The sequence below is a fragment of the Stenotrophomonas sp. CASM101 genome (assembly GCF_049384845.1).
Taxonomy (GTDB): domain Bacteria; phylum Pseudomonadota; class Gammaproteobacteria; order Xanthomonadales; family Xanthomonadaceae; genus Stenotrophomonas; species Stenotrophomonas hibiscicola.
The window spans coordinates 69,963-89,471 of the sequence record NZ_JBMRFR010000003.1; the positions used below are offsets into that span (position 1 = coordinate 69,963).

Consider the following 19,509-nt stretch of genomic DNA (forward strand, 5'->3'; position numbering starts at 1 on the left):
CCGGCCGCTGGCCGGCTACCTCATGACATCTCCAGGAACACGGGATTGCCGGCCAGCGGCCGGCACTACCGGGTCCGCCATTGATCGGGTGGGTGCCGACCGTTGGTCGGCACACCTACTCGCCGTCCCTTTCCGCGTCGGCCTCGAAAAGATGCATCAGGTCGTTGCGTGCATCGCGCGAGGTCTGGATCACGGCCGCTTCGTCGTCGTACACCAGATACTGGTCACGCAGCAGCTGCTCATCATGCTCGCGGAAGCGCTGCACATGGCGTTCGGCCACGTCCGGCGCCACGCCCAATGCGGTCAGCACGCGCCCGCTCATCTCCAGGCTGGTGCCGAACACCTCACGGAACGGCTCGGCCGACATGTCCATCAGGCGCCAGGCATGCTGGCGGTTGCGCGCACGCGCCAGCACCTTCGCGTCCGGGTACAGCCGGCGCACCATGCGCACCGCGCGCAGGTTGGTCTCCGGGTCGTCCACGGTGATCACGAACACATCGATGTGCTCGCCGCCCGCCGCACGCAGCATCTCCGGCCGGGTCGGGTCGCCGTAATACAGCTGGTTGCCGAAACGGCGCAGGTCGGCCACGGTGTCCGGGTTCGCCTCCAGCGCCACGAACGGCACCTTCTGTGCCGTCAGCAGGCGTGCGATGACCTGGCCGAAGCGGCCCATGCCGGCGATCAGCACCTTGGGGCGGTTGTCCGGCGCCACCTTGTCGGCCTCGGCTGCCTCGCGCGGTGCGGCCTTCTCCTGGCCGAGCAGCTTGAGCAGCGCGATCATCAGCAGCGGCGTGATCGCCATCGACAGGCCCACGATCGCCACCAGCCGGTCGTGGTTGGCATTGCCGAGCAGGTGCGCGCGCTGCGCTTCGTTGAACACCACGAAAGCGAACTCGCCGCCCAGCCACAACACGCTGCCCAGCAGCAGCGACTGCCGCGGACTGAGCCGGGCGATGCGGCCGATCGCGTACAGCAGGCTGAACTTGACCACCAGCAGGATGCCGACGCCAGCCGCGATCATCCACGGTTCGGCGGCAATGCGGTCCAGGTCGATGCCCATGCCCACCGCGATGAAGAACAGGCCCAGCAGCAGGCCCTTGAACGGCTCGATCTGCGCTTCAAGTTCGTGCCGGAACTCCGAATCGGACAGCAGCACGCCGGCCAGGAACGCGCCGAGGCTGGGGCTGAGGCCGGCTTCCTGCATGAACCAGGCGGTGCCCAACACCACCAGCAGTGCGGTGGCGGTGAACACTTCCGGGCTGCGGGTGCGGGCGATGATGCTGAACACCTTGCGCAGCACCGGTCGCCCGCACAGGATCACCACGGCCAGCGCACCGAGGGCCACGGCGGCGTCTTCCCAGCGCAGGGTCTCGTTCTTCACCCCGCCCAGCAGCGGGATGGCCGCCAGCAGCGGAATCGCGATCAGGTCCTGGAACAGCAGGATGGCGAACCCGAGCCGGCCATGGTCGCTGTTGATCGCCTTGTGCTCGGACAGCAGCTGCAGGCCCACCGCCGTGGATGACAGCGCCAGCGCCACACCTACCACCAGCGCGCTCTTCCACTGGAAGTGGTCGAGCAGCAGCAGGCCGCCCAGCACCAGCCCGGACAGCGTCACCTGCGCCGCACCGGCACCGAACACCGAGCGCCGCATCACCTTCAGGCGCGCCGGCGACAGCTCCAGGCCGATCACGAACAGCAGCATCACCACCCCGATCTCGGCGGCACCGAGGATGCGGTCGGCGTCCTGCACGAAGCCCAGCCCGTCCGGGCCCAGCACCACACCGGCGGCCAGGTAGCCCAGCACCGCGCCGAAGCCGAACTTCTTGAACACCGGCACGGCGATGACCGCCGCCAGCAGCAGCACCAGCGCCAGTTCCAGACCACCGCTATGCATGGGAATACCTGGTCATCGGGGGGAGCCGCTGTGCGTCCGTTCGGGTTGGGAAAAGCGTGGCGAACACCACCGCGCCATTATGCGCGCCGGCCTGTGCATGCACGAGAACAACCTGCGGGCAGGGTGCTGCCGCGGCGGGACCGGGTTGACCTGCATGGTCCACGGGTCCAGACTGCCCGCCGCTGGCGGCGCGTCCGCCGGCACACGCATCCCGGAGTCCCCAACCCATGTCCAGCGACAGTAGAAGTCGACCTCGTTCGACGCCAGCGATGGCCACCGCCTGACATCGGGACGGTTTGCCTGCGTTGGCGTTGCGCGAGGTCGCACCCCCACAAGGCAAACCCGATGAACCAAAAGCAATTGCTGCGCCCGGTGGCCGATGCCGCCGCACTGGCCGCGCCGCTGGCGAACTTCAACACCGCCGATGCGGTGGAATTCCTCAACACGCTGGAGCTGACCCGCGCCGCGGAAACGCTGGCTGCGCTTCCGTTGCCGCGTGCAGTGAAAATGCTGGAAGCGCCGGAACTGCACCGCAGTGGCGAGCTGGTGGCAGCGCTGCCCCCGGCGCGCGCTGCCGCCCTGCTCGGGTTGATGGCCGACGACCGCGCCACCGACATCGTCCATGAGCTGGATGAGGAAGAACGCGCGCGGTTGATCCCGCTGCTGGGCACCGACGCCCGCCAGGCCATCCAGAAGCTGCTCAGCTACCCGCCGAACACCGCCGGTGCGCTGATGACCACCGAGTACGTGGCGGTACCCGCCAGCTGGACCGTGGCGCAGACCCTGCAGCACATCCGCCAGGTCGAGCGCACCCGTGAAACGGTGTACGCGATCTACGTGCTGGAGCCGTCCAGCCAGCAGCTGCAGCAGGTGGTGACCATGCGCCGGCTGATCACCGGCCTGCCGGAGGAGTCGATCCTGGACGTGGCCCAGGTCAATCCACCGGTGACGGTGGACGCACTGATGGACCAGGAAGAAGTGGCACGGCTGATCCGTCGCCACGACTTGCTGGCGATCCCGGTGGTCGATGCGCAGCAGCAGATGCTCGGCATCGTCACCGTGGACGACGTGCTCGACGCGCTGATCGAGGAATCGACCGAGGACGCGCACAAGTTCGGCGGCATGGAGGCACTGGACAAGCCCTACATGCAGATCGGCTTCCTGGAGATGCTGCGCAAGCGCGCCGGCTGGCTGAGCGTGCTGTTCCTGGGCGAGATGCTGACCGCCAGCGCGATGCAGCACTACGAGGACGAACTGGCGCGCGCGGTGGTGCTGACCCTGTTCATTCCGCTCATCATGAGTTCGGGCGGCAACTCCGGTTCGCAGGCCACCTCGCTGCTGATCCGCAGCCTGGCGCTGCGCGAGCTGCGCCTGCGCGACTGGTGGAAGGTGGCCCTGCGCGAAGTGCCCACCGGCATGGTGCTGGGCGCGATCCTCGGCTGCCTGGCCATCGTGCGCATCGTGATCTGGCAGCTGGGCGGCCTGCACGACTACGGCGAGCACTGGATACTGCTGGCGATCACCATCGGTGCCGCGCTGGTCGGCATCGTCACCTTCGGTTCGCTGTCCGGCTCGATGCTGCCCTTCATCCTCAAGCGGCTCGGTTTCGACCCGGCCAGCGCCTCGGCCCCGTTCGTGGCCACCCTGGTGGACGTGACCGGCCTGGTGATCTATTTCAGCATCGCCGCGATGATCCTGCACGGCACGCTGTTGTAACGGGAGCGTCATCCACACATGACGTGGATCTACTGGTCCCGGCGGTAGATCCACGCCATGCGTGGGTGCGGTGTCAGGACCTTGCGCACGATCATGCCGTTGCCGCGCCAGTCCGTGTACCGTAGGCGCATGAGTACCTACCACCTGCAGTCCGTGTTCCGTCCGCAGTCGGTCGCGGTGATCGGCGGCAGTCCGCGTGAGCGTTCGGCCGGCCGCGCGGTGATGCGCAACCTGCGCGGCACCGGCTTCCCCGGCAAGGTGGCGTGGATCAATCCGCGGCATGCCGAGATCGATGGCATCCGCACGGTCAAGCGGCTGAAGGACCTGGACTGGGTCCCCGACCTGGCGGTGATCACCGCACCAGCGGCCATCGTGCCGCAGGTGGTGCGCACTGCCGCCGAACGTGGCGTGCAGGCGGCGATCATCCTCACCGCGCACTTGGGCGAAGGCCCCGGTTCGTTGTCTGCACAGGTGGAGGCGGTGGCGCGCAAGCATGGCCTGCGCATCCTCGGGCCGCATTGCCTGGGCGTGATCGCACCGCACGCACGGCTCAATGCCAGCATCGCCGCGCACTTCCCGCAGGCCGGTGATCTTGCGTTGATCTCCGAATCCTCGGCCATCGCCGCCGCACTGGTGGAGTGGGGCGTGGCGCGCTCGGTCGGGTTCTCCGCCGTGGTCTCGCTGGGCGACACGCTGGACGTCGACTTCGGCGATCTGCTCGACTACTTCGCCACCGATTACCGTACGCGCGCCATCCTGCTCTACGTCGAGCAGATCAAGGACGCGCGCAAGTTCATGTCGGCTGCGCGTGCCGCCGCCCGCGCCAAGCCGGTGGTGGTGGTGAAGTCGGGGCGCGCCGAGCGCGTGCAGCCGGGCAGCCGCGATACCCATGTGCAGGCCCTGGCCCGTGCCGATGATGTGTACGGTGCCGCCTTCAACCGCGCCGGCCTGCTGCGCGTGGGCGCGCTGGACGAACTGTTCACGGCCGCCGAATCGCTGGGCCGGTTGGGGACCTTCCCCGGTCGTCGCCTGGCCATTCTCAGCAATGGTGGCGGCGTCGGTCGCCTTGCCGTGGACCAGCTGATCGCGCTGCGTGGCACGCTGGCCACCCTGTCCGACAGCACGGTGCAGAAGCTCGATGCAGTATTGCCACAGGGCTGGTCGCGCAGCAATCCGGTCGACATCGTGGTCGACGCCGATGGTGATCGCTATGCCGCCGCCATCGAGGCGCTGCTGGCCGACAACGAGAATGATGCGGTGATGGTGGTCAACGTGCCGACCGCATTCACTTCATCCGCAGACGCCGCACAGGCGCTTACCCGCACGCTCGGACTGCGCCCGCGCCATCACCGCGACAAGCCGGTGTTCGCGGTGTGGCTGGGCAACGATGACCAGGCCACCGCCACGCTCAACGCGGCGCGGGTGCCGACCTATCCGACCGAGGCCGAAGCCGTACGTGGCTTCCAGCATCTGGTGCGCTACCGCGAAGCGCAGAACGCGTTGATGGAAACGCCGCCCAGCCTGCCGCAGGACTTCAGCGTCGACACGGCCGCCGCGCGTGCACTGGTCGATGCCGCGCTGGCCAACGGCCAGCAGTGGCTGGACCCGCTGGCTACGCATGAACTGCTCAAGGCCTACGGCATTCCCTCCGCGCCGGTGATGCATGCGCGTGACGCGCACGAGGCGATGGACCTGGCGCAGCCGCTGCTGGAACGCGGTGCCACGGTCGCGCTGAAGATTCTCTCGCCGGATATTCCGCACAAGTCGGAAGTGGACGGCGTGCGCCTGAACCTGTCCACCCTGCCGGCGGTGCAGAGCGCGGCCAACGCGATCCTGTCGCGTGCACGCCAGCTGCGGTCGGATGCGCGCATCGATGGTCTGCTGGTGCAGCCGACCATCGTTCGCCCGAAGGCGCGCGAGTTGATCGTCGGTATTGCCGATGACGCGACGTTCGGCCCGGTGATCGTGGTCGGCCGTGGCGGTACCGCGGTTGAAGTCATCAATGACAAGGCGTTGGCGCTGCCGCCGCTGGACCTGCGCCTGGCCCACGAGCTGATCGGCCAGACCCGCGCCTCGCGCATCCTCAAGGCCTATGGCGATGTGCCTGCCGCCGACGAGCGCGCACTGGCATTGGCGCTGGTCAAGCTGGCACAGCTGGCCGCCGACATCCCCGAAGTGCGTACGCTGGACATCAATCCGTTGCTGGTCGACGGCAAGGGCATCCTCGCCCTCGACGCACGCGTGGCGGTGGCGCCGTCGCGCATCCTGCACAAGGGCCGTGGCCATCCGCGCTTCTCGGTGTTCCCGTACCCGAAGGAGTGGGAGCGCACCATCGAACTGTCCGATGGCGGCCGTGCCTTCGTGCGTCCGGTGCGGCCGGAGGACGACGCGCTGTTCCGTGCGTTCTTCGCCCGCGTCAGCGACGAGGACCTGCGCCTGCGCTTTTTCCAGTCGGTGAAGCACTTCAGCCACGAGTTCATCGCGCGCCTGACCCAGCTCGACTACGCACGCTCGATCGCACTGGTGGCGATCGAACCGCGCAGTGGCGAAATGCTTGGCGCGGTGCGCCTGCACGCCGATGCGGATTACCACCGCGGTGAGTACGGCATCCTGATCCGCTCGGACCTGAAGGGCCACGGTATCGGCTGGCGGCTGATGGCGATCATGATCGAGTACGCCAAGTGGCTGGGCCTGGACGTGGTCGAAGGCCAGGTGCTGCGCGAGAACAGCACCATGCTGGCGATGTGCCAGAGCCTGGGCTTCAAGACGAAGCTGGACCCGGATGACCCGACGGTGATGATGGTGACCTTGCCGGTGCAGCAGGTCGAAGTGCCCGGAACCCCGTTGTAGAGCCGAGCCTGCGCTCGGCTGCCTTACATCTCACGGGCACGCCTGAGCCGAGCATGGGCTCGGCTCTACAAGATCACCGCTGCGGTTCCACCGCCACCGCCGTGCCATAGCACAGCCGCACGGTCAGCCCGGTCATCACATAGATGGCGTCGTAGCGCATGCCGATGATCGGGTTGGCAGCCAGCTGCCGTGCTTGCTTGTCTCTGCTGCGCCAGGTTTACTCGCGGCCTGTCCGCACAGCGCGGTGTAGATGGTGATGGTGTCGCCAAAGAGCGGCTCCGCCGCTGTCTTCTGTAGCGTCGAGCCATGCGCCACTGGCTATGCAGCCGTCGAACGTGGCTCGACGCTACAATCCGCCCCCTGTTGCGGCATGGTTCCGTCACCGTGCTGGCGCGACAATACCCCCATGACCGACCGTATCCCCCTGCTGCTGCTGCCTGGCCTGCTCAACGACGCTGAGCTGTGGCGCTCACAGTTGGCTGATCTTGCCGACATCGCCGATTGCACGGTAGGCGACCAGACCCGTGGCGAAACCCTGCAGGCGGTGGCCGAGGACGTGCTGGCACAGGCGCCGGAGCGCTTTGCGTTGGCCGGGTTCTCGCTGGGCGGTTTCGTCGCCCAGCAGATCCTGCGCATCGCGCCGGAACGCGTGCTGCAGCTGGCGTTGATCGATACCTCGATCCACGCCGATTCACCGGAACGTGCCGAGCAGCGCCGCAGCCAGCGCGCCAGCGTGCGCCTGCCCGGAAAGTTCCATGGCTTCGGTGATGCGCTGATGCGCAGCTACATCGATGCCTCGCGGCTGGACGATTACGTGCTGGTGCAACGCGTGCGCGACATGACCGCTCGCCTGGGCGCGGAAGTATTCTTGCGCCAGAGCGCACTGGAACGCCGTGATGGCCATGATGTGCTGGCTGGTTATCGCGATCCGCTGCTGATCGTGTGCGGCGCCAACGATCGCATCACGCCGCTGCCGGTGAGCGAGGAAATGCACGCGCTGGTGCCGCATTCGCAGCTGGTGGTGGTGCCCGATTGCGGGCACCTGGCACCGATGGAAAAGCCGGATGAGGTCAGTGCGGCAATGCGCGGGTGGTTGTTGCAGGCCTGATGGATCCGCCGGGCATGGCCCGGCGCTACCCACGCGTATCCGGTAGCGCCGGGCCATGCCCGGCGGCCGCTCTTCAATCCCAGGCCGGCGCAATGCCTTCCGGATTCGCCAGGCGATGGCCACGATCCAGCTTGGCGATCTGCGCCATGTCTTCGTCGGTCAGCCGGATCGCTGCCGCTTCGAGGTTGCTCGACAGGTTCTCGCGCTTGGTCGACGACGGGATCACCGAGAAGCCCTGCTGCAGCGCCCAGGCCAGCGCGATCTGCGCCGGAGTGGCCTGGTGACGGCCGGCAATGGCCTGGATCGCCGGGTCCTTGATCACCTCGCCATAGGCCAGGCTCATGTAGGCGGTGACGTGGATGCCGTTGTCCTGCAGGAACTTCACCAGCAGGCGGTTCTGCAGGTAGGGATGGATCTCGATCTGGTTGGTGGCGATGGCATCGGCGCCAAGGATCTCGATGGCCTTGCGGGTCTGGGCGATGGTGAAGTTGGAGATGCCGATCGCCTTCGTCAGGCCCTGCGCCTTGGCCTCGGCCAGCGCCGGCAGGTACTCCTCCATCGGCACGTCGACCTTGTCGTTCGGCGACGGCCAGTGGATCAGCGTCAGGTCCACATGATCGGTACGCAGCTTTTCCAGACTGGTATGCAGGCTGGCCAGCAGCGCTTCACGCTTGAAGGCGGTGATCCAGACCTTGGTGGTCAGGTAGATCTCTTCGCGCGGCACGCCGGAATCGGCGATGGCCTGGCCGACCTCGGCTTCATTGCCGTAGATCTGCGCGGTATCGATGGCGCGGTAGCCGACATCCAGCGCGTTGCGCACCGAGTCGATCACGGTCTGGTCTTTCAGGCGGAAGGTACCGAGACCGAAGGCGGGGACAGTCATGGGGGCTCCAGCAGAGGGGGAGGGAGGCGGGAATATCCACGAAAGGGTAGGCCAGCGGCCGTGTGCATGCCGGCAACGGTGCATTGCATCGACGTGTACGACGGCAGGTGGTGGTGGGTGCGGACCGTTGGTCCGCACTGTTCATGCCGCCACCCATGCAGCGTTGGGAGCTGCCGGCCAGCGGCCGGCACTCCCCCTGTCTGCGCTCCACGGTAGTGCCGGCCGCCGGCCGGCAACCGGATCAATCAGGCCGCGCGCATCAGCGCGTCCTTCGCTGCGGCGGTGGTCGACAGGTCGAACACATCCACCGCGTCGATCAACCGGTTCGCCTGCTGTTCCAGGCTGCGTGCGGCGGCGCTGGCTTCCTCCACCAACGCGGCATTCTGCTGGGTGGTGCCGTCCATCTGGATCACGGTCTGGCTGACCTGTTCGATGCCCGCGCTCTGCTCCTGCGAGGCGGCGGAGATCTCGGCCATGATGTCAGTGACGCGCTGCACCGACGCCACGATCTCGGCCATGGTGTCACCGGCCTCGCGCACGCGCCGTGCACCGTGGCCGACCTGTTCCACCGACGCTTCGATCAACGCCTTGATCTCCTTCGCGGCTGCCGCCGAACGCTGTGCCAGGGTGCGCACTTCGCTGGCAACCACCGCGAAGCCGCGGCCCTGCTCGCCGGCGCGTGCCGCTTCCACCGCGGCGTTCAGCGCCAGGATGTTGGTCTGGAAAGCGATGCCGTCGATCACGCTGATGATCTCGGCGATCTGCCGCGACGAGGTTTCGATGGCACCCATCGTTGCCACCACCTGGCCGACCACGCTGCCGCCGTGAGAGGCAACGGTGTGCGCGCCGATCGCCAGCTGGTTCGCCTGGCGCGCATGCTCGGCGTTCTGGCGCACGGTGGAGGTCAGTTCCTCCATCGATGCCGCCGTCTCTTCCAGGTTGGCGGCCTGCTGTTCGGTACGGCGCGACAGATCGTTGTTGCCGGCGGCGATCTCCGCCGCCGCCGTGTGGATGTTGCCGGAGGCGTGCTTGATGTCGGTGACGATGGTTGCCAGCTGCGTAGCGGTGGTGTTGGCGTCGCCGGCGATACGCGCGAACACGCCCTGGAAATCACCGTGCATGCGCGCGCCGAGGCGGCCATCGGCAATCGCGCGCAGCATGCTGGAGACCTCGCCGAGGTTCAGTTCAGTGGTCTGCATCAATCGGTTCAAGCCGTCGACCATTGCGCGGAAATCATGCTCGAAGCGTGCGCTGTCGCCGCGCTGGCTGAAGTCACCGGCGGCGGCGGCTTCGGCCAGGCGGCGGATCTCGCCGTTGATCATGCCGAGATTGGCCTTGGCCGTATCCAATGCGTTGGTGATCACGGCCTTTTCGCCGGGCAGGCGTTCCATGTCCTGGCTGAGGTCACCGACGGCATAGCGGCCCATGATCGAGATCGCGCGCATCTTCACCTGGATGTGCGCGTCAACCAGCGTGTTGCAGTCGGCCACCATGGTGCCGAACGCGCCCGGGAACGCACTGGCCTCCATGCGATGGCTGATGGTGCCGGCGTCATGCGCCTGCGCCATCGTCGCCTGTGCGTCCAGTACGCCGCGCAGCGTGGACTGCACCGCCTGCATCGCCTGCGCGAGGCGACCGATCTCGTCGCGGCTGCGCACCTGCACCACGTGCTGCAGATCACCGGCGGCCACGGCACGCGCAGCGGCTTCCACCGCCAGCACCGGCTGCACCACTGCGCGCCGCAGCCACCAGGCCAGGCCCATCAGCAGCAACACGGCGGCCAGCACGGTCAGCGCCGCGCACAGCAGCAGGGTCTGCCGGGCCTGCTGCGACCGCGCCGCTACGGTTGCTTCGGCCACCTGCGTGGCATGCGTGCTCAGCGCATCCAGTGCGGTCGCCACCGGGCGGTCCTTGCCACGCACCAGATTGTCGCCGGCGGCGGGATCGTAGCCGGCTTCCGCAAACGCCTGCAGGGCGGCGTGGTAGTCCTTCTGCAGCTGCGTGTGCAGGCCGATGAAGGACTGTGCCAGTTCGCGCGTGCGTATGTCCGGGCTGGCTACGAGGCCCCTGGCCAGCTGCTCGACCAGGCGGCCCTCGCTGTCAAAGGCGTCCAGATGGCGCTGGCGCAGCGCGTCGTCGTGGCCGCGCAGCAGCACGTTCTTCCATTCCTGCACCTGGCCGCGGAACTCGCGCTGCAGGCGTTCGGCGTCGCGGCTGTGCGCGACTTCGGGTGGAACCTCGGTGGACAGCTTCAACCAGGCGGAGGCCAGGCCCGCCAATGCGCACAGCAGGACCACGGCCAGACCAACGGAAACCGCGCCGAGCAGCTTGGACTGCAGGCGCGGAGCACGGACAGACGCTTTCATGGAAGGGACTCTCGGGAAGGGGCAATGCGGTATCGACCTGTCCCCATGCGTCTGAAGTGCGACGCTCATCACATTACCGTTTCGTTTAGTGATGTGAAGAGGATGTCTCATAGGACAAATGTGTCCATATGGAACGAAAGAAGACCCTCGACAGAGAATTTAAATGTAACTATCGTTGTTACATGAAATCCGCAAATCCACTGTCCGACGCCCTGCATGTGATGGCGCACCTGGTCGGCCATGCCGCCCCGCGTACGTCCGAGCAACTGGCGTCCTGCCTGCCGACCCATCCGGTGGTGATCCGTCGCCTGCTGGCACAGCTGCACAAGGCCGGCCTGGTGCGCAGCACCCGCGGCCACGGCGGCGGCAGCCTGCTGGCACGCGACGCCGCGGCGATCACCCTGCATGACATCTACCTGGCGGTGGGCGCACCACCGCTGGTCCAGGTCAGCGCACGCGACTCCGGCGGTGGCTGCCCGATCCAGCGGCTGGTCAACAGCGCCTTGCTCGATGGGGCGCGCGAAGCGCAGCGCCTGCTCGAAGCGCGGCTGCAGGCGACCACGCTGGACCAGCTTGGCGCCGACTTCGCCCGCCATCTCGCCCATCACCGTTCCCTGGAAGGTCACCATGAATCCTGATGTGCTCATCGTCGGCGGCAGCTATGCCGGCATTGCCGCCGGCCTGATCCTCGCCCGCGCCCGTCGCCCGGTCACCGTCATCGATGCCGGTTCACCGCGCAACCGTTTCGCCGGCCATTCGCACGGCGTGCTGGGGCTGGATGGCATCAGCGGCGCCGAGCTGCTGAAGACCGCGCGACAGCAGCTGCTGGACTACCCCACAGTTCGTTGGGTGCATGCCGAAGCCGTGCAGGCCACCGCCCGCGCCGAAGGCGTGGAAGTGCGTACCGCCGATGGCCAGGTCCTGGCCGCGCGCAAGCTGCTGCTGGCCAGCGGTATTGCCGACCAGTTGCCGGCGTTGCCGGGCCTGGCCGAGCGCTGGGGCAGCACCGTGCTGCATTGCCCGTACTGCCATGGCTATGAAGTGGGTGGTGGTGCCATCGGCCTGCTTGGCGGTCATCCGATGTCCGCCAGCAAGGCGCCGCTGTTCGCCGACTGGGGCAATGTCACGTTCTTCAGCATGGGACTGGACATCACGGATGAGGAACGCGCCGCCATGCAGCAGCGCGGCGTGCAGATCGAGACGTCACCCGTGCTGGGCGTGCAGGGCGACCAGCCGACCTGGCTGGAAGTGGAGCTGGCCGACGGCCGCCGAATCGCCCAGCGTGCGTTGTTCGTGCCGGCCACCCAGGCGATGGCCACGCCATTGGTGCAGCAGCTGGGCTGCACGTTGGTCGAGAGCCCGCTGGGCGTGCTGATCGAGGTCGATGCGATGAAGCAGACCTCGGTGCCGAACGTGTATGCCGCAGGCGATGCGACGACGGTCGGCAACATCACCCTGGCCATGGCCGAAGGCGTGCGCGCGGGCATCGGCGTGCACCACGCGCTGGTGGCCGAAGACAGCATCGCGCGCTGAACGTTGCACAGGTAGAGGCCGACCTTGGTCGGCGCTGTTCCATCCACGCATGGCGTGGATCTACTGCAATCGGGTGCGGTGGGTGCCGGCCTTGGCCGGCACCGCTCCGTTACCCCTTCACGCACAACACCTGGCGCAGGGTGTGCACCACGTCGACCAGGTCCAGCTGCGCGGCCATCACATCGTCGATCGACTTGTACGCGGCCGGTGACTCGTCCAGCACGCCGCTGTCCTTGCGGCATTCCACGTGCGCGGTGGCCTCGCGATGCTGGGCCAGCGTGATCTGCTGGCGCGCGGCGCCACGGCTCATCACCCGGCCGGCACCGTGGCTGCAGCTGTGGAAGCTGTCCGCGTTGCCTTTGCCACGCACGATGTAGCTGCGCGTGCCCATGCTGCCGGGAATGATGCCCAGCTCCCCCTCGCGAGCGCTGACGGCCCCCTTCCGGGTCACCAGCAGCTCCTGCCCGTGGTGCGTTTCCTTCTGTACATAGTTGTGGTGGCAGTTCACCGCCATTGCCGCCAGCTGGAACTTCGGCAGCCGGTGGCGCATCTCGGCCAGCACGCGCGACATCATCGCCTCGCGGTTCTGCCGCGCGTAGTCCTGCGCCCACGACACGGCTTCGACGTAGTCATCGAACAGCGGCTCGCCTTCCATGAAGAACGCCAGGTCCTTGTCCGGCAGGTGGAAGCCCAGCACGCGCCGGGCCAGTTCCTCGCGCGCCTTCTCGATGAAGTAGGTACCGATCAGGTTGCCGGTGCCGCGCGAGCCGCTGTGCAGCATCACCCACACCGTATCCGTCTCGTCCAGGCACAGTTCGATGAAGTGGTTGCCGCCGCCCAGCGTACCCAGCTGGCGGTCCAGCTTATCGGTGCGGATCCTGCGGTGCTTGTCCTTGATCTTCTCCAGGCCGTCGGCCAGCCCGGACTGCACCAGCCGCGTGTGGATGCTGTCGGGCATGCGGTGATGCTCGCCGCCGCGCCCGTTGCCGACCGGAATGCTGCGCTCGATGCTGTTGCGCAGCTGCCGCAGGTCGTCGGGCAGGTCGTTGGCGCGCAGCGTGGTGCGCACCGCCGCCATGCCGCAGCCGATGTCAACGCCGACCGCGGCCGGGATGATCGCACCGCGGGTCGGGATCACCGAGCCGACGGTCGCGCCCTTGCCCAGGTGCACGTCCGGCATCACGGCCACCCACGGCCCGACGAACGGGATCGCGGCGATGTTGCGCAGCTGCTCATGCGCCTGCGCTTCCAGCGGCACACCGTTGACCCAGCCCTTGATCGGGGTGGTGCCCTCGACGTGCAGCCATTGATAGTTCTGTTGAGTGTCCATGTCTTCGTGTATGTCCTTGATGGGCCGGCGGCGCGTCCCTGCGCCGCCGCTACCCCCTACCTGATCGTCACCAGCTGCTTCAGCACGCCATCCAGGCCGCCGAACACGGTGAGCGTGTCGATCTTCTCGGTGACCTTCTCCAGTGCCTCCAGCTCCTTCAAGCGCATCAGCACCGGGTTGTCCTCGATCAGCTTTGCGGTGTTGAGCTGTGATCGCGTGGCGTTGGCCTCCTCGCGGCGACGGATCACGCTGGCCTGGGCCTGCTTCTCGGCCAGCACCACGCCGTTGAGGATCTCCTTCATCTCGCCCGGCAGGATCACGTCCTTGATGCCCACGCCAAGCAGCCGTACGCCGTGGCCCGCGATCGCGGCCTGCACATGGGCGGCAATCTCGCCGTCCAGCGCCGCCTTGTCACCCAGCAGCTCATCCAGGCTGCGCACGGCAATCGCCTGGCGCAGGCCGAACTGCAGCTGCCGGTAGATGAACTCATCGGCATTGCTGAGCGTGCGGTGGGCACGCACCGGGTCGACCACCTGCACGGTCGCGGCCAGGTTCACCCGCAGGGTGACCTTGTCGCGGCTGAGCAGTTCCTGGCCGGACACGTCCAGCGAACGTGCACGCAGTTCCACGCGCTCCACCGACACGTTGCCGTTGAAGTTCCAGAACGCGTGCAGGCCGGCGTCCAGCGTCTGCCGCAGCGTGCCATCGATGAACAGCAGGCCCACCGACTCGCTCGGCACGGTGCTGATCACCGCCACACGCGGCAGCACGCCCAGCTGGCCCAGGCGCTGCTGCACGTCTACCGGAATGCGCGGCTCGTCACCCAGCGCCATCACGCGCAACTGGGTGTCGACCGAACCGCGCCAGTACAGGCGACGGCTGCCCGGCGGCAGCACTTCATCGATGCGGCCATTGCGCAGCAACAGGCCGACCTCGCTGGCACCGACGTTGGCCAGCACGAAGTGGGTGTCCAGCTGTGCGCCCAGCGCTTCAATCAGGATGTCCTGGTCGCTGCCGGTGTAGGCCGCGCCCTTCGATGCGGTGTGGATGTCCACGTGCGGACGGCCGCCGAACGGCGACAGGCGGTGCACGCCCGGCAGCAGGATCTGCTGGAAACGACGGTTGCGATACACCAGGCCGCGCTCGCCGTCGCCGATCACGACCTTGATGGTCCAGAACATGGGAGTCTCTCCTTGTATGGCTCTGGTGGTTCGACCCGATGGAATGAATGCCATGACCCGGGTCGAACCGGTCGTGGCAGGACAGGCGGCACACGCTGTGCCGCCTGCGGAAGAGGGCGGCCATCGGCGGACGGTCCGCGCGCGGGGCCATCGGTGCACCGGCAGTGCTGCCATCGTCGTTCCCGGCAGGCAGCACCGGGGCGGAACGTGGCTGGCAGTGGCGGCGGGCCGGGGCCCGGCGTGCGGTCCGTTGCCTTCCACGTTCCTGCCCGAAGGCGATGTCCGTGGATGGCGACGATGGCCGCTGGGGCTTGCGCCCCGGGTGTTGCTTCAAGTCATGACGTGACAGGTCATGTGGTTTGGAGTGGGAATCGAACCCACGACAGACGGATTACGGATCCGTTGCTCTGACCAAGCTGAGCTATCCAGTTGGGGACCGCGCGGAATCGAACCGCGTACCGGCGAACCGGCGCCTGCCTCCAGCAGGCGATCCAGGCGATGGCATGTCCGCGACCTCCGGCATACGCCACGGCAACGCCGCGCGCACCAGCCCGTGGTGGAAACGGGACCGTTGGAGAATCGAGGGTGCAGGCCACCGACATTATCGGCGAGCGATAATGTTTGGGTGCGATGCAGATAATGTCCAGGCGCTGCCGGTCGCGCGAAGTAAATCCTTCGGCGGGGCGGGAAAAGCCTGGGTCAGTGAGCGGCGGGTTGCCGCGCGGGGTGCAGTTCTGGCATCGCGGGTCCTTGTGCCGACGCAAACGAAAACGCCCCCGGGACTTGCGTTCCGAGGGCGTCGTCAGGCCTCGGAGATCGGGGTGGCCGATCTCCGCAGGGCGGATATCAGGCCGTTGTCAGCTGGTCTTCCTTGCCGAACGCGCGCGCCAGCACGTCCATGCGCAGGCATGGCAGCAGTTTGGCGGTGGCGACGGAATGCGCGTTCAAGGGAAGTTTCCAGTGGTTGTTGAAACGAGGTGCGCACGATAAACCACGATTTAGTCGCGCGCAACCATTTTGTTCAATTATTTTCTTCGGTATGTGTGCAATGCCGGCCAGCGGCCGGCACTACCGGCCCTCAGGCTTCCGCGCTGGCGGCATCCAGCTGCGCGACATCCTGCACGCTCAGCGACAGGTTGGCCGCCGCCAGCAGATCGTGCAGCTGCTCGACGCTGGTGGCGCTGACGATCGGTGCGGTGACCGACGGCCGCGCGATCTGCCATGCCAGTGCGATCTGTGCAGCGCTTGCGCTGTGCTTGCTGGCCACGTCATCCAGTGCCTGCAGGATGCGCAGGCCGCGCGGATTCAGATAGCGCTTCACCACCGTTTCGCCACGCGCCGGGCTCTTGGCTGCATCGGCCGGCGTGCGGTACTTGCCGCTGAGGAAGCCACTGGCCAGCGCGTAGTAGCCGATCACGCCGATCTGTTCGCGCTGCACCAGCGGTTCCAGTTCCTTTTCGTAGCCGGCGCGGTCATACAGGTTGTACTCCGGCTGCAGGGTTTCGTAACGCGGCAATTTGTAGTCGGTGGACACCTTCAGCGCATCGGCCAGGCGCGTGGCGCTGTAGTTGGATGCACCGATCGCACGTACCTTGCCGGCTTCGATCAACCGGCCGAAAGCGGCCAGGGTCGCTTCCAGCGGCGTGGATTCATCGTCTTCATGGGCCTGGTACAGATCGATGACATCGGTCTGCAGGCGGCGCAGCGAATCTTCCACCGCGGCATTGATGTTGTCCGGGGTCAGGCCGGGGCGTTCGGCCCACTTGGCCACCTTGGTCGCCAGCACCACCTTGTCGCGCTTGCCGCTGCGGGCAAACCATTTGCCGATCAGCGTTTCCGATTCGCCGCCGGCATTGCCCGGCACCCAGGCCGAATACACATCGGCGGTGTCGACCAGGTTGAAGCCGGCATCGACGAAGGCATCGAGCAGGGCGAAGCTGGCCTTTTCATCGGCGCTCCAGCCGAACACGTTGCCACCGAAGGCGAGCGGACGTACATGCAGGCCGGAACGGCCCAGTTCGCGGGTTGCCGTCATGGGCACGGACTCCTTGGGGGAAGTGCTCCAGAATAGAACGCGATGTGTGACCGTGCTGCGGCGACGACCACAAAACAGTGTTCCGCGGCGCGCACGCCGCTAACGTTTTGTGAACACCTGGGACGCTGTGACTGCTAGTCTCGCCGCATCTTCCGCTGGAGTCGTCCCGATGATGCCTGCTTCGTCCCTGCGTGGTTGCCGCCTGCTGCTTGCTTCGGCCCTGCTTGCCGCCGTTCCCGCGTTCGCCGCACCGTCCACGGTGGCGCCGGCGAAGATCCAGGTCTCACCGGCCATCGATGCGGCGGTGAAGGCGTCGACCCGTGATGCCAACAACGTCAAGCGCGATGGCTTCCGTCATCCGGCGCAGACGCTGTCGTTCTTCAAGGTGGCACCGGAAAAGACCGTCATCGAGATCACCCCCGGCAACGGCTGGTACTCGGAGATCCTGGCGCCGCTGTTGCACGACAAGGGCCACTACGTTGCTGCGGTGGTCGATCCGATGGCGGTGCCCGAAGGCCGCGGCCGTGACTACCAGCAGCGCAGCCGCGACAGCCTGGAGAAGAAGTACGCCGGTGCGCCGGCACAGTTCGGCAAGACTGCCGTGGTCGCCTACGATCCGGCCAAGCCGGTGTTCGGCCCGGCCAATTCAGCCGATGTGGTGCTGACCTTCCGCAACGTGCACAACTGGCGCAAGGCCGGCCAGGCGCAGGGCATGTTCCAGGGCTTCTTCAACGTGCTCAAGCCGGGCGGCGTGCTGGGCGTGGTCGAGCATCGCGCCAAGGCCGACGTGGCCGATGACGATGACACCGGCTATGTCGGCCAGCAGCAGGTGATCGCAATGGCCGAAGCCGCCGGCTTCAAACTGGACGCGCGCAGCGAGGTCAACGCCAACCCGCGTGACACCAAGGACCACCCGAACGGCGTGTGGACGCTGCCGCCGACCAACCAGCACGACAAGGCCGATGATGCGAAGTACCAGGCGATTGGCGAAAGCGACCGCATGACCCTGCGCTTCATCAAGCCGTAGCGGGTGGCGCCGGGCCGCGCCCGGTGAGCGCTGCGGCGTCACAATGGACGTAACGTGTATCCGCCGGGCGTGGCCCGGCCCTGCTGCCAATGGAGTGGACAGTTGAAGAAGGTGTTCTATATCGCTGTTGCAGTGCTGGTGTTGGCGCGGCTGATTGACTTCGTGTTCTACGGTGGCCATGCCTACGACCTGGTGGCGACGGTGGGGTTTGCCGTGCTGTTTTCCGGTGCGCTGCTGGAGGAGCGTGCGCGTGCCATGAATCCGCCGCCGGTTCGCCTGCGGCGCCGGGCCAATGTCATCGCGGCGTGCGGCATCGCACTGGTGTTGGGTTCGTTCCTGCTGGAGTGGAAGGTCTTCGGCTGATCCCGCCGCAGCCTCGGCCAAAGCGGTGCCCGGCGAGCGAGCAGCGCGGCGTGGGACAATGCGCCATCTGCCGCCCGCCGTGCCCGCAATGCTGATCGCCTTCAACAAGCCCTTCAACGTGCTCTGCCAGTTCACCGACCGCAGCGTACCGCCGCGGCCGACGCTGGCCGGGTTCGGCCTGCCGCCGCGTGTGTATGCCGCCGGTCGCCTGGACCATGACAGCGAAGGCCTGCTGCTGCTGACGGATAACGGTACGCTGGCGCACAAGCTGACCGACCCCAGGCATAAGGCCGACAAGACCTACTGGGTGCAGGTGGAAGGCACGCCCAGCGATGAGCAGCTGCAACGGCTGCGCGATGGGGTGGAGCTGAATGACGGACCGACCTTGCCGGCGAAGATCGAGCGCCTCGATCCGGCGCCGTCGCTGTGGACACGCGATCCGCCGGTGCGCTTCCGCAAGACCGTGCCCGACAGTTGGCTGGCGATCACGATCCGCGAGGGCCGCAACCGCCAGGTGCGGCGGATGACCGCGGCGGTGAACCTGCCGACGCTGCGGCTGGTCCGCGTGTCGATGGGCCCCTACCGCCTGGACGACCTGCAGCCGGGGCAGTGGCGGCAGATCGGCTGAAACAGGAAGGGCCGGATACCCTACGGTATCCGGCCCTCATAGCGGGCTGATGGGCTCAGTTCCTGCGGAAGGAAGCCGACCCCGGCAGACTCAGGCGTCGCTGCCGATATCGCTGTGCTCGTCCACCACGGTGTCGTTGCGGCGGTCACGCGCATTGATGCGCTGCGCCTGGCCATTCACCACGTGGCCGTTGGCGGCCTTCTTCTTCTGCTGCTTGCGGTACAGCGCATAGCCGAGCAGGCCGACACCCACCGCAGCGGCGGCAATGGTCACCGCCGGGTTGCGCCGGGCGAACTTGGTGGCCACCTTGCCACCGGTCTTGACGGCGCCCAGCGCCGCGCCGGTCTTGATCCAGTCACTGGCCTGCGGCCCAAGGTGGCGCAGGCTGCCACCGGCACTCTTCAGGCCGTCGCCGGCGCTGTGGGCCAGGTCCAGGGCGCGCTCCAGAGCGCGGTCGGTGATTACGGTCAGCTTGCTCATGCGGGGGTCCTTTGCCTCGGGTCGAAGTCCAGTGTCGCGTGTTGCCCGTAAACGGTATGTCAGTCGAGGTGGCACGCGGTGTGACTTTACCGCAGCCATTCAGGATCAGGCAGGG

The 19,509-nt window shown here is 67.1% G+C and carries 16 protein-coding genes and 1 tRNA gene; 8 read left to right on the forward strand and 9 right to left on the reverse strand.

All coding sequences use genetic code 11. The features are described from left to right. Positions 1–115: 115 nt before the first annotated feature. A complete protein-coding gene (locus tag VG543_RS06600; protein ID WP_312542677.1) occupies positions 116–1,894 on the reverse strand; it encodes a monovalent cation:proton antiporter-2 (CPA2) family protein in 1,779 nt (592 codons plus the stop codon). Positions 1,895–2,239: 345 nt separating this feature from the next. Here VG543_RS06600 and mgtE point away from each other — a divergent pair, with 345 nt between their 5' ends. Together mgtE and VG543_RS06610 are read left to right on the forward strand one after the other, a co-directional pair. Then, on the forward strand, positions 2,240–3,610 hold the full coding sequence (gene mgtE / locus VG543_RS06605) for a magnesium transporter (protein ID WP_019661699.1): 1,371 nt from the start codon (positions 2,240–2,242) through the stop codon (positions 3,608–3,610). 129 nt (positions 3,611–3,739) lie between these two features. Next, positions 3,740–6,460, forward strand: coding sequence for a bifunctional acetate--CoA ligase family protein/GNAT family N-acetyltransferase (locus VG543_RS06610; protein ID WP_423178855.1), 2,721 nt, complete (start codon positions 3,740–3,742; stop codon positions 6,458–6,460). 73 nt (positions 6,461–6,533) lie between these two features. Here VG543_RS06610 and VG543_RS06615 read toward each other — a convergent pair whose 3' ends face one another. Continuing rightward, positions 6,534–6,620: a hypothetical protein gene (locus VG543_RS06615; protein WP_260832893.1), complete on the reverse strand. Its 87-nt coding sequence runs from the start codon at positions 6,618–6,620 to the stop codon at positions 6,534–6,536. Between the two features lie 246 nt (positions 6,621–6,866). On the opposite strand from VG543_RS06615, the gene VG543_RS06620 reads away from it, so the two are divergent. Continuing rightward, positions 6,867–7,568 (forward strand): alpha/beta fold hydrolase, encoded by a 702-nt coding sequence (locus VG543_RS06620; RefSeq protein WP_423178856.1) that lies wholly within the window; start codon positions 6,867–6,869, stop codon positions 7,566–7,568. 73 nt (positions 7,569–7,641) lie between these two features. Here VG543_RS06620 and dkgB read toward each other — a convergent pair whose 3' ends face one another. Together dkgB and VG543_RS06630 are read right to left on the reverse strand one after the other, a co-directional pair. After that, complete coding sequence (dkgB, locus tag VG543_RS06625) at positions 7,642–8,451, reverse strand: 2,5-didehydrogluconate reductase DkgB (RefSeq protein WP_134732091.1); 810 nt, start codon at positions 8,449–8,451, stop codon at positions 7,642–7,644. A 245-nt stretch (positions 8,452–8,696) separates the two neighbouring features. Further along, positions 8,697–10,817, reverse strand: a complete 2,121-nt coding sequence (locus VG543_RS06630) for a methyl-accepting chemotaxis protein (protein ID WP_019661694.1) — start codon at positions 10,815–10,817, stop codon at positions 8,697–8,699. Positions 10,818–10,999: 182 nt separating this feature from the next. Between VG543_RS06630 and VG543_RS06635 the strand changes: the two genes are divergently transcribed. Next, a complete protein-coding gene (locus VG543_RS06635) occupies positions 11,000–11,455 on the forward strand; it encodes an Rrf2 family transcriptional regulator (RefSeq protein WP_058979127.1) in 456 nt (151 codons plus the stop codon). Further along, positions 11,445–12,350 (forward strand): NAD(P)/FAD-dependent oxidoreductase, encoded by a 906-nt coding sequence (locus VG543_RS06640; protein WP_058979125.1) that lies wholly within the window; start codon positions 11,445–11,447, stop codon positions 12,348–12,350. The genes VG543_RS06635 and VG543_RS06640 overlap by 11 nt, the downstream gene beginning before the upstream one ends. Positions 12,351–12,459: 109 nt before the next feature. On the opposite strand, the gene VG543_RS06645 is transcribed toward VG543_RS06640, so the two are convergent. The 4 genes from VG543_RS06645 to VG543_RS06660 all read right to left on the reverse strand — a co-directional run bounded on the left by VG543_RS06645 (position 12,460) and on the right by VG543_RS06660 (position 16,896). Further along, positions 12,460–13,680, reverse strand: a complete 1,221-nt coding sequence (locus VG543_RS06645) for an RtcB family protein (RefSeq protein ID WP_099561892.1) — start codon at positions 13,678–13,680, stop codon at positions 12,460–12,462. A 56-nt stretch (positions 13,681–13,736) separates the two neighbouring features. Beyond that, complete coding sequence (locus tag VG543_RS06650; protein ID WP_423178857.1) at positions 13,737–14,861, reverse strand: slipin family protein; 1,125 nt, start codon at positions 14,859–14,861, stop codon at positions 13,737–13,739. A gap of 355 nt (positions 14,862–15,216) precedes the next feature. Further along, positions 15,217–15,290 (reverse strand) — tRNA-Thr (locus VG543_RS06655). A 649-nt stretch (positions 15,291–15,939) separates the two neighbouring features. Next, positions 15,940–16,896, reverse strand: a complete 957-nt coding sequence (locus tag VG543_RS06660) for an aldo/keto reductase (protein WP_423178858.1) — start codon at positions 16,894–16,896, stop codon at positions 15,940–15,942. A 169-nt stretch (positions 16,897–17,065) separates the two neighbouring features. On the opposite strand from VG543_RS06660, the gene VG543_RS06665 reads away from it, so the two are divergent. The 3 genes from VG543_RS06665 to VG543_RS06675 all read left to right on the forward strand — a co-directional run bounded on the left by VG543_RS06665 (position 17,066) and on the right by VG543_RS06675 (position 18,914). Continuing rightward, complete coding sequence (locus tag VG543_RS06665; RefSeq protein ID WP_019661688.1) at positions 17,066–17,923, forward strand: class I SAM-dependent methyltransferase; 858 nt, start codon at positions 17,066–17,068, stop codon at positions 17,921–17,923. 111 nt (positions 17,924–18,034) lie between these two features. After that, positions 18,035–18,286 (forward strand): hypothetical protein, encoded by a 252-nt coding sequence (locus tag VG543_RS06670; protein ID WP_423178862.1) that lies wholly within the window; start codon positions 18,035–18,037, stop codon positions 18,284–18,286. An 88-nt stretch (positions 18,287–18,374) separates the two neighbouring features. Continuing rightward, a complete protein-coding gene (locus VG543_RS06675) occupies positions 18,375–18,914 on the forward strand; it encodes a pseudouridine synthase (RefSeq protein WP_026347220.1) in 540 nt (179 codons plus the stop codon). Positions 18,915–19,004: 90 nt separating this feature from the next. On the opposite strand, the gene VG543_RS06680 is transcribed toward VG543_RS06675, so the two are convergent. Continuing rightward, complete coding sequence (locus VG543_RS06680) at positions 19,005–19,394, reverse strand: hypothetical protein (RefSeq protein ID WP_019661686.1); 390 nt, start codon at positions 19,392–19,394, stop codon at positions 19,005–19,007. Positions 19,395–19,509 lie beyond the last annotated feature (115 nt).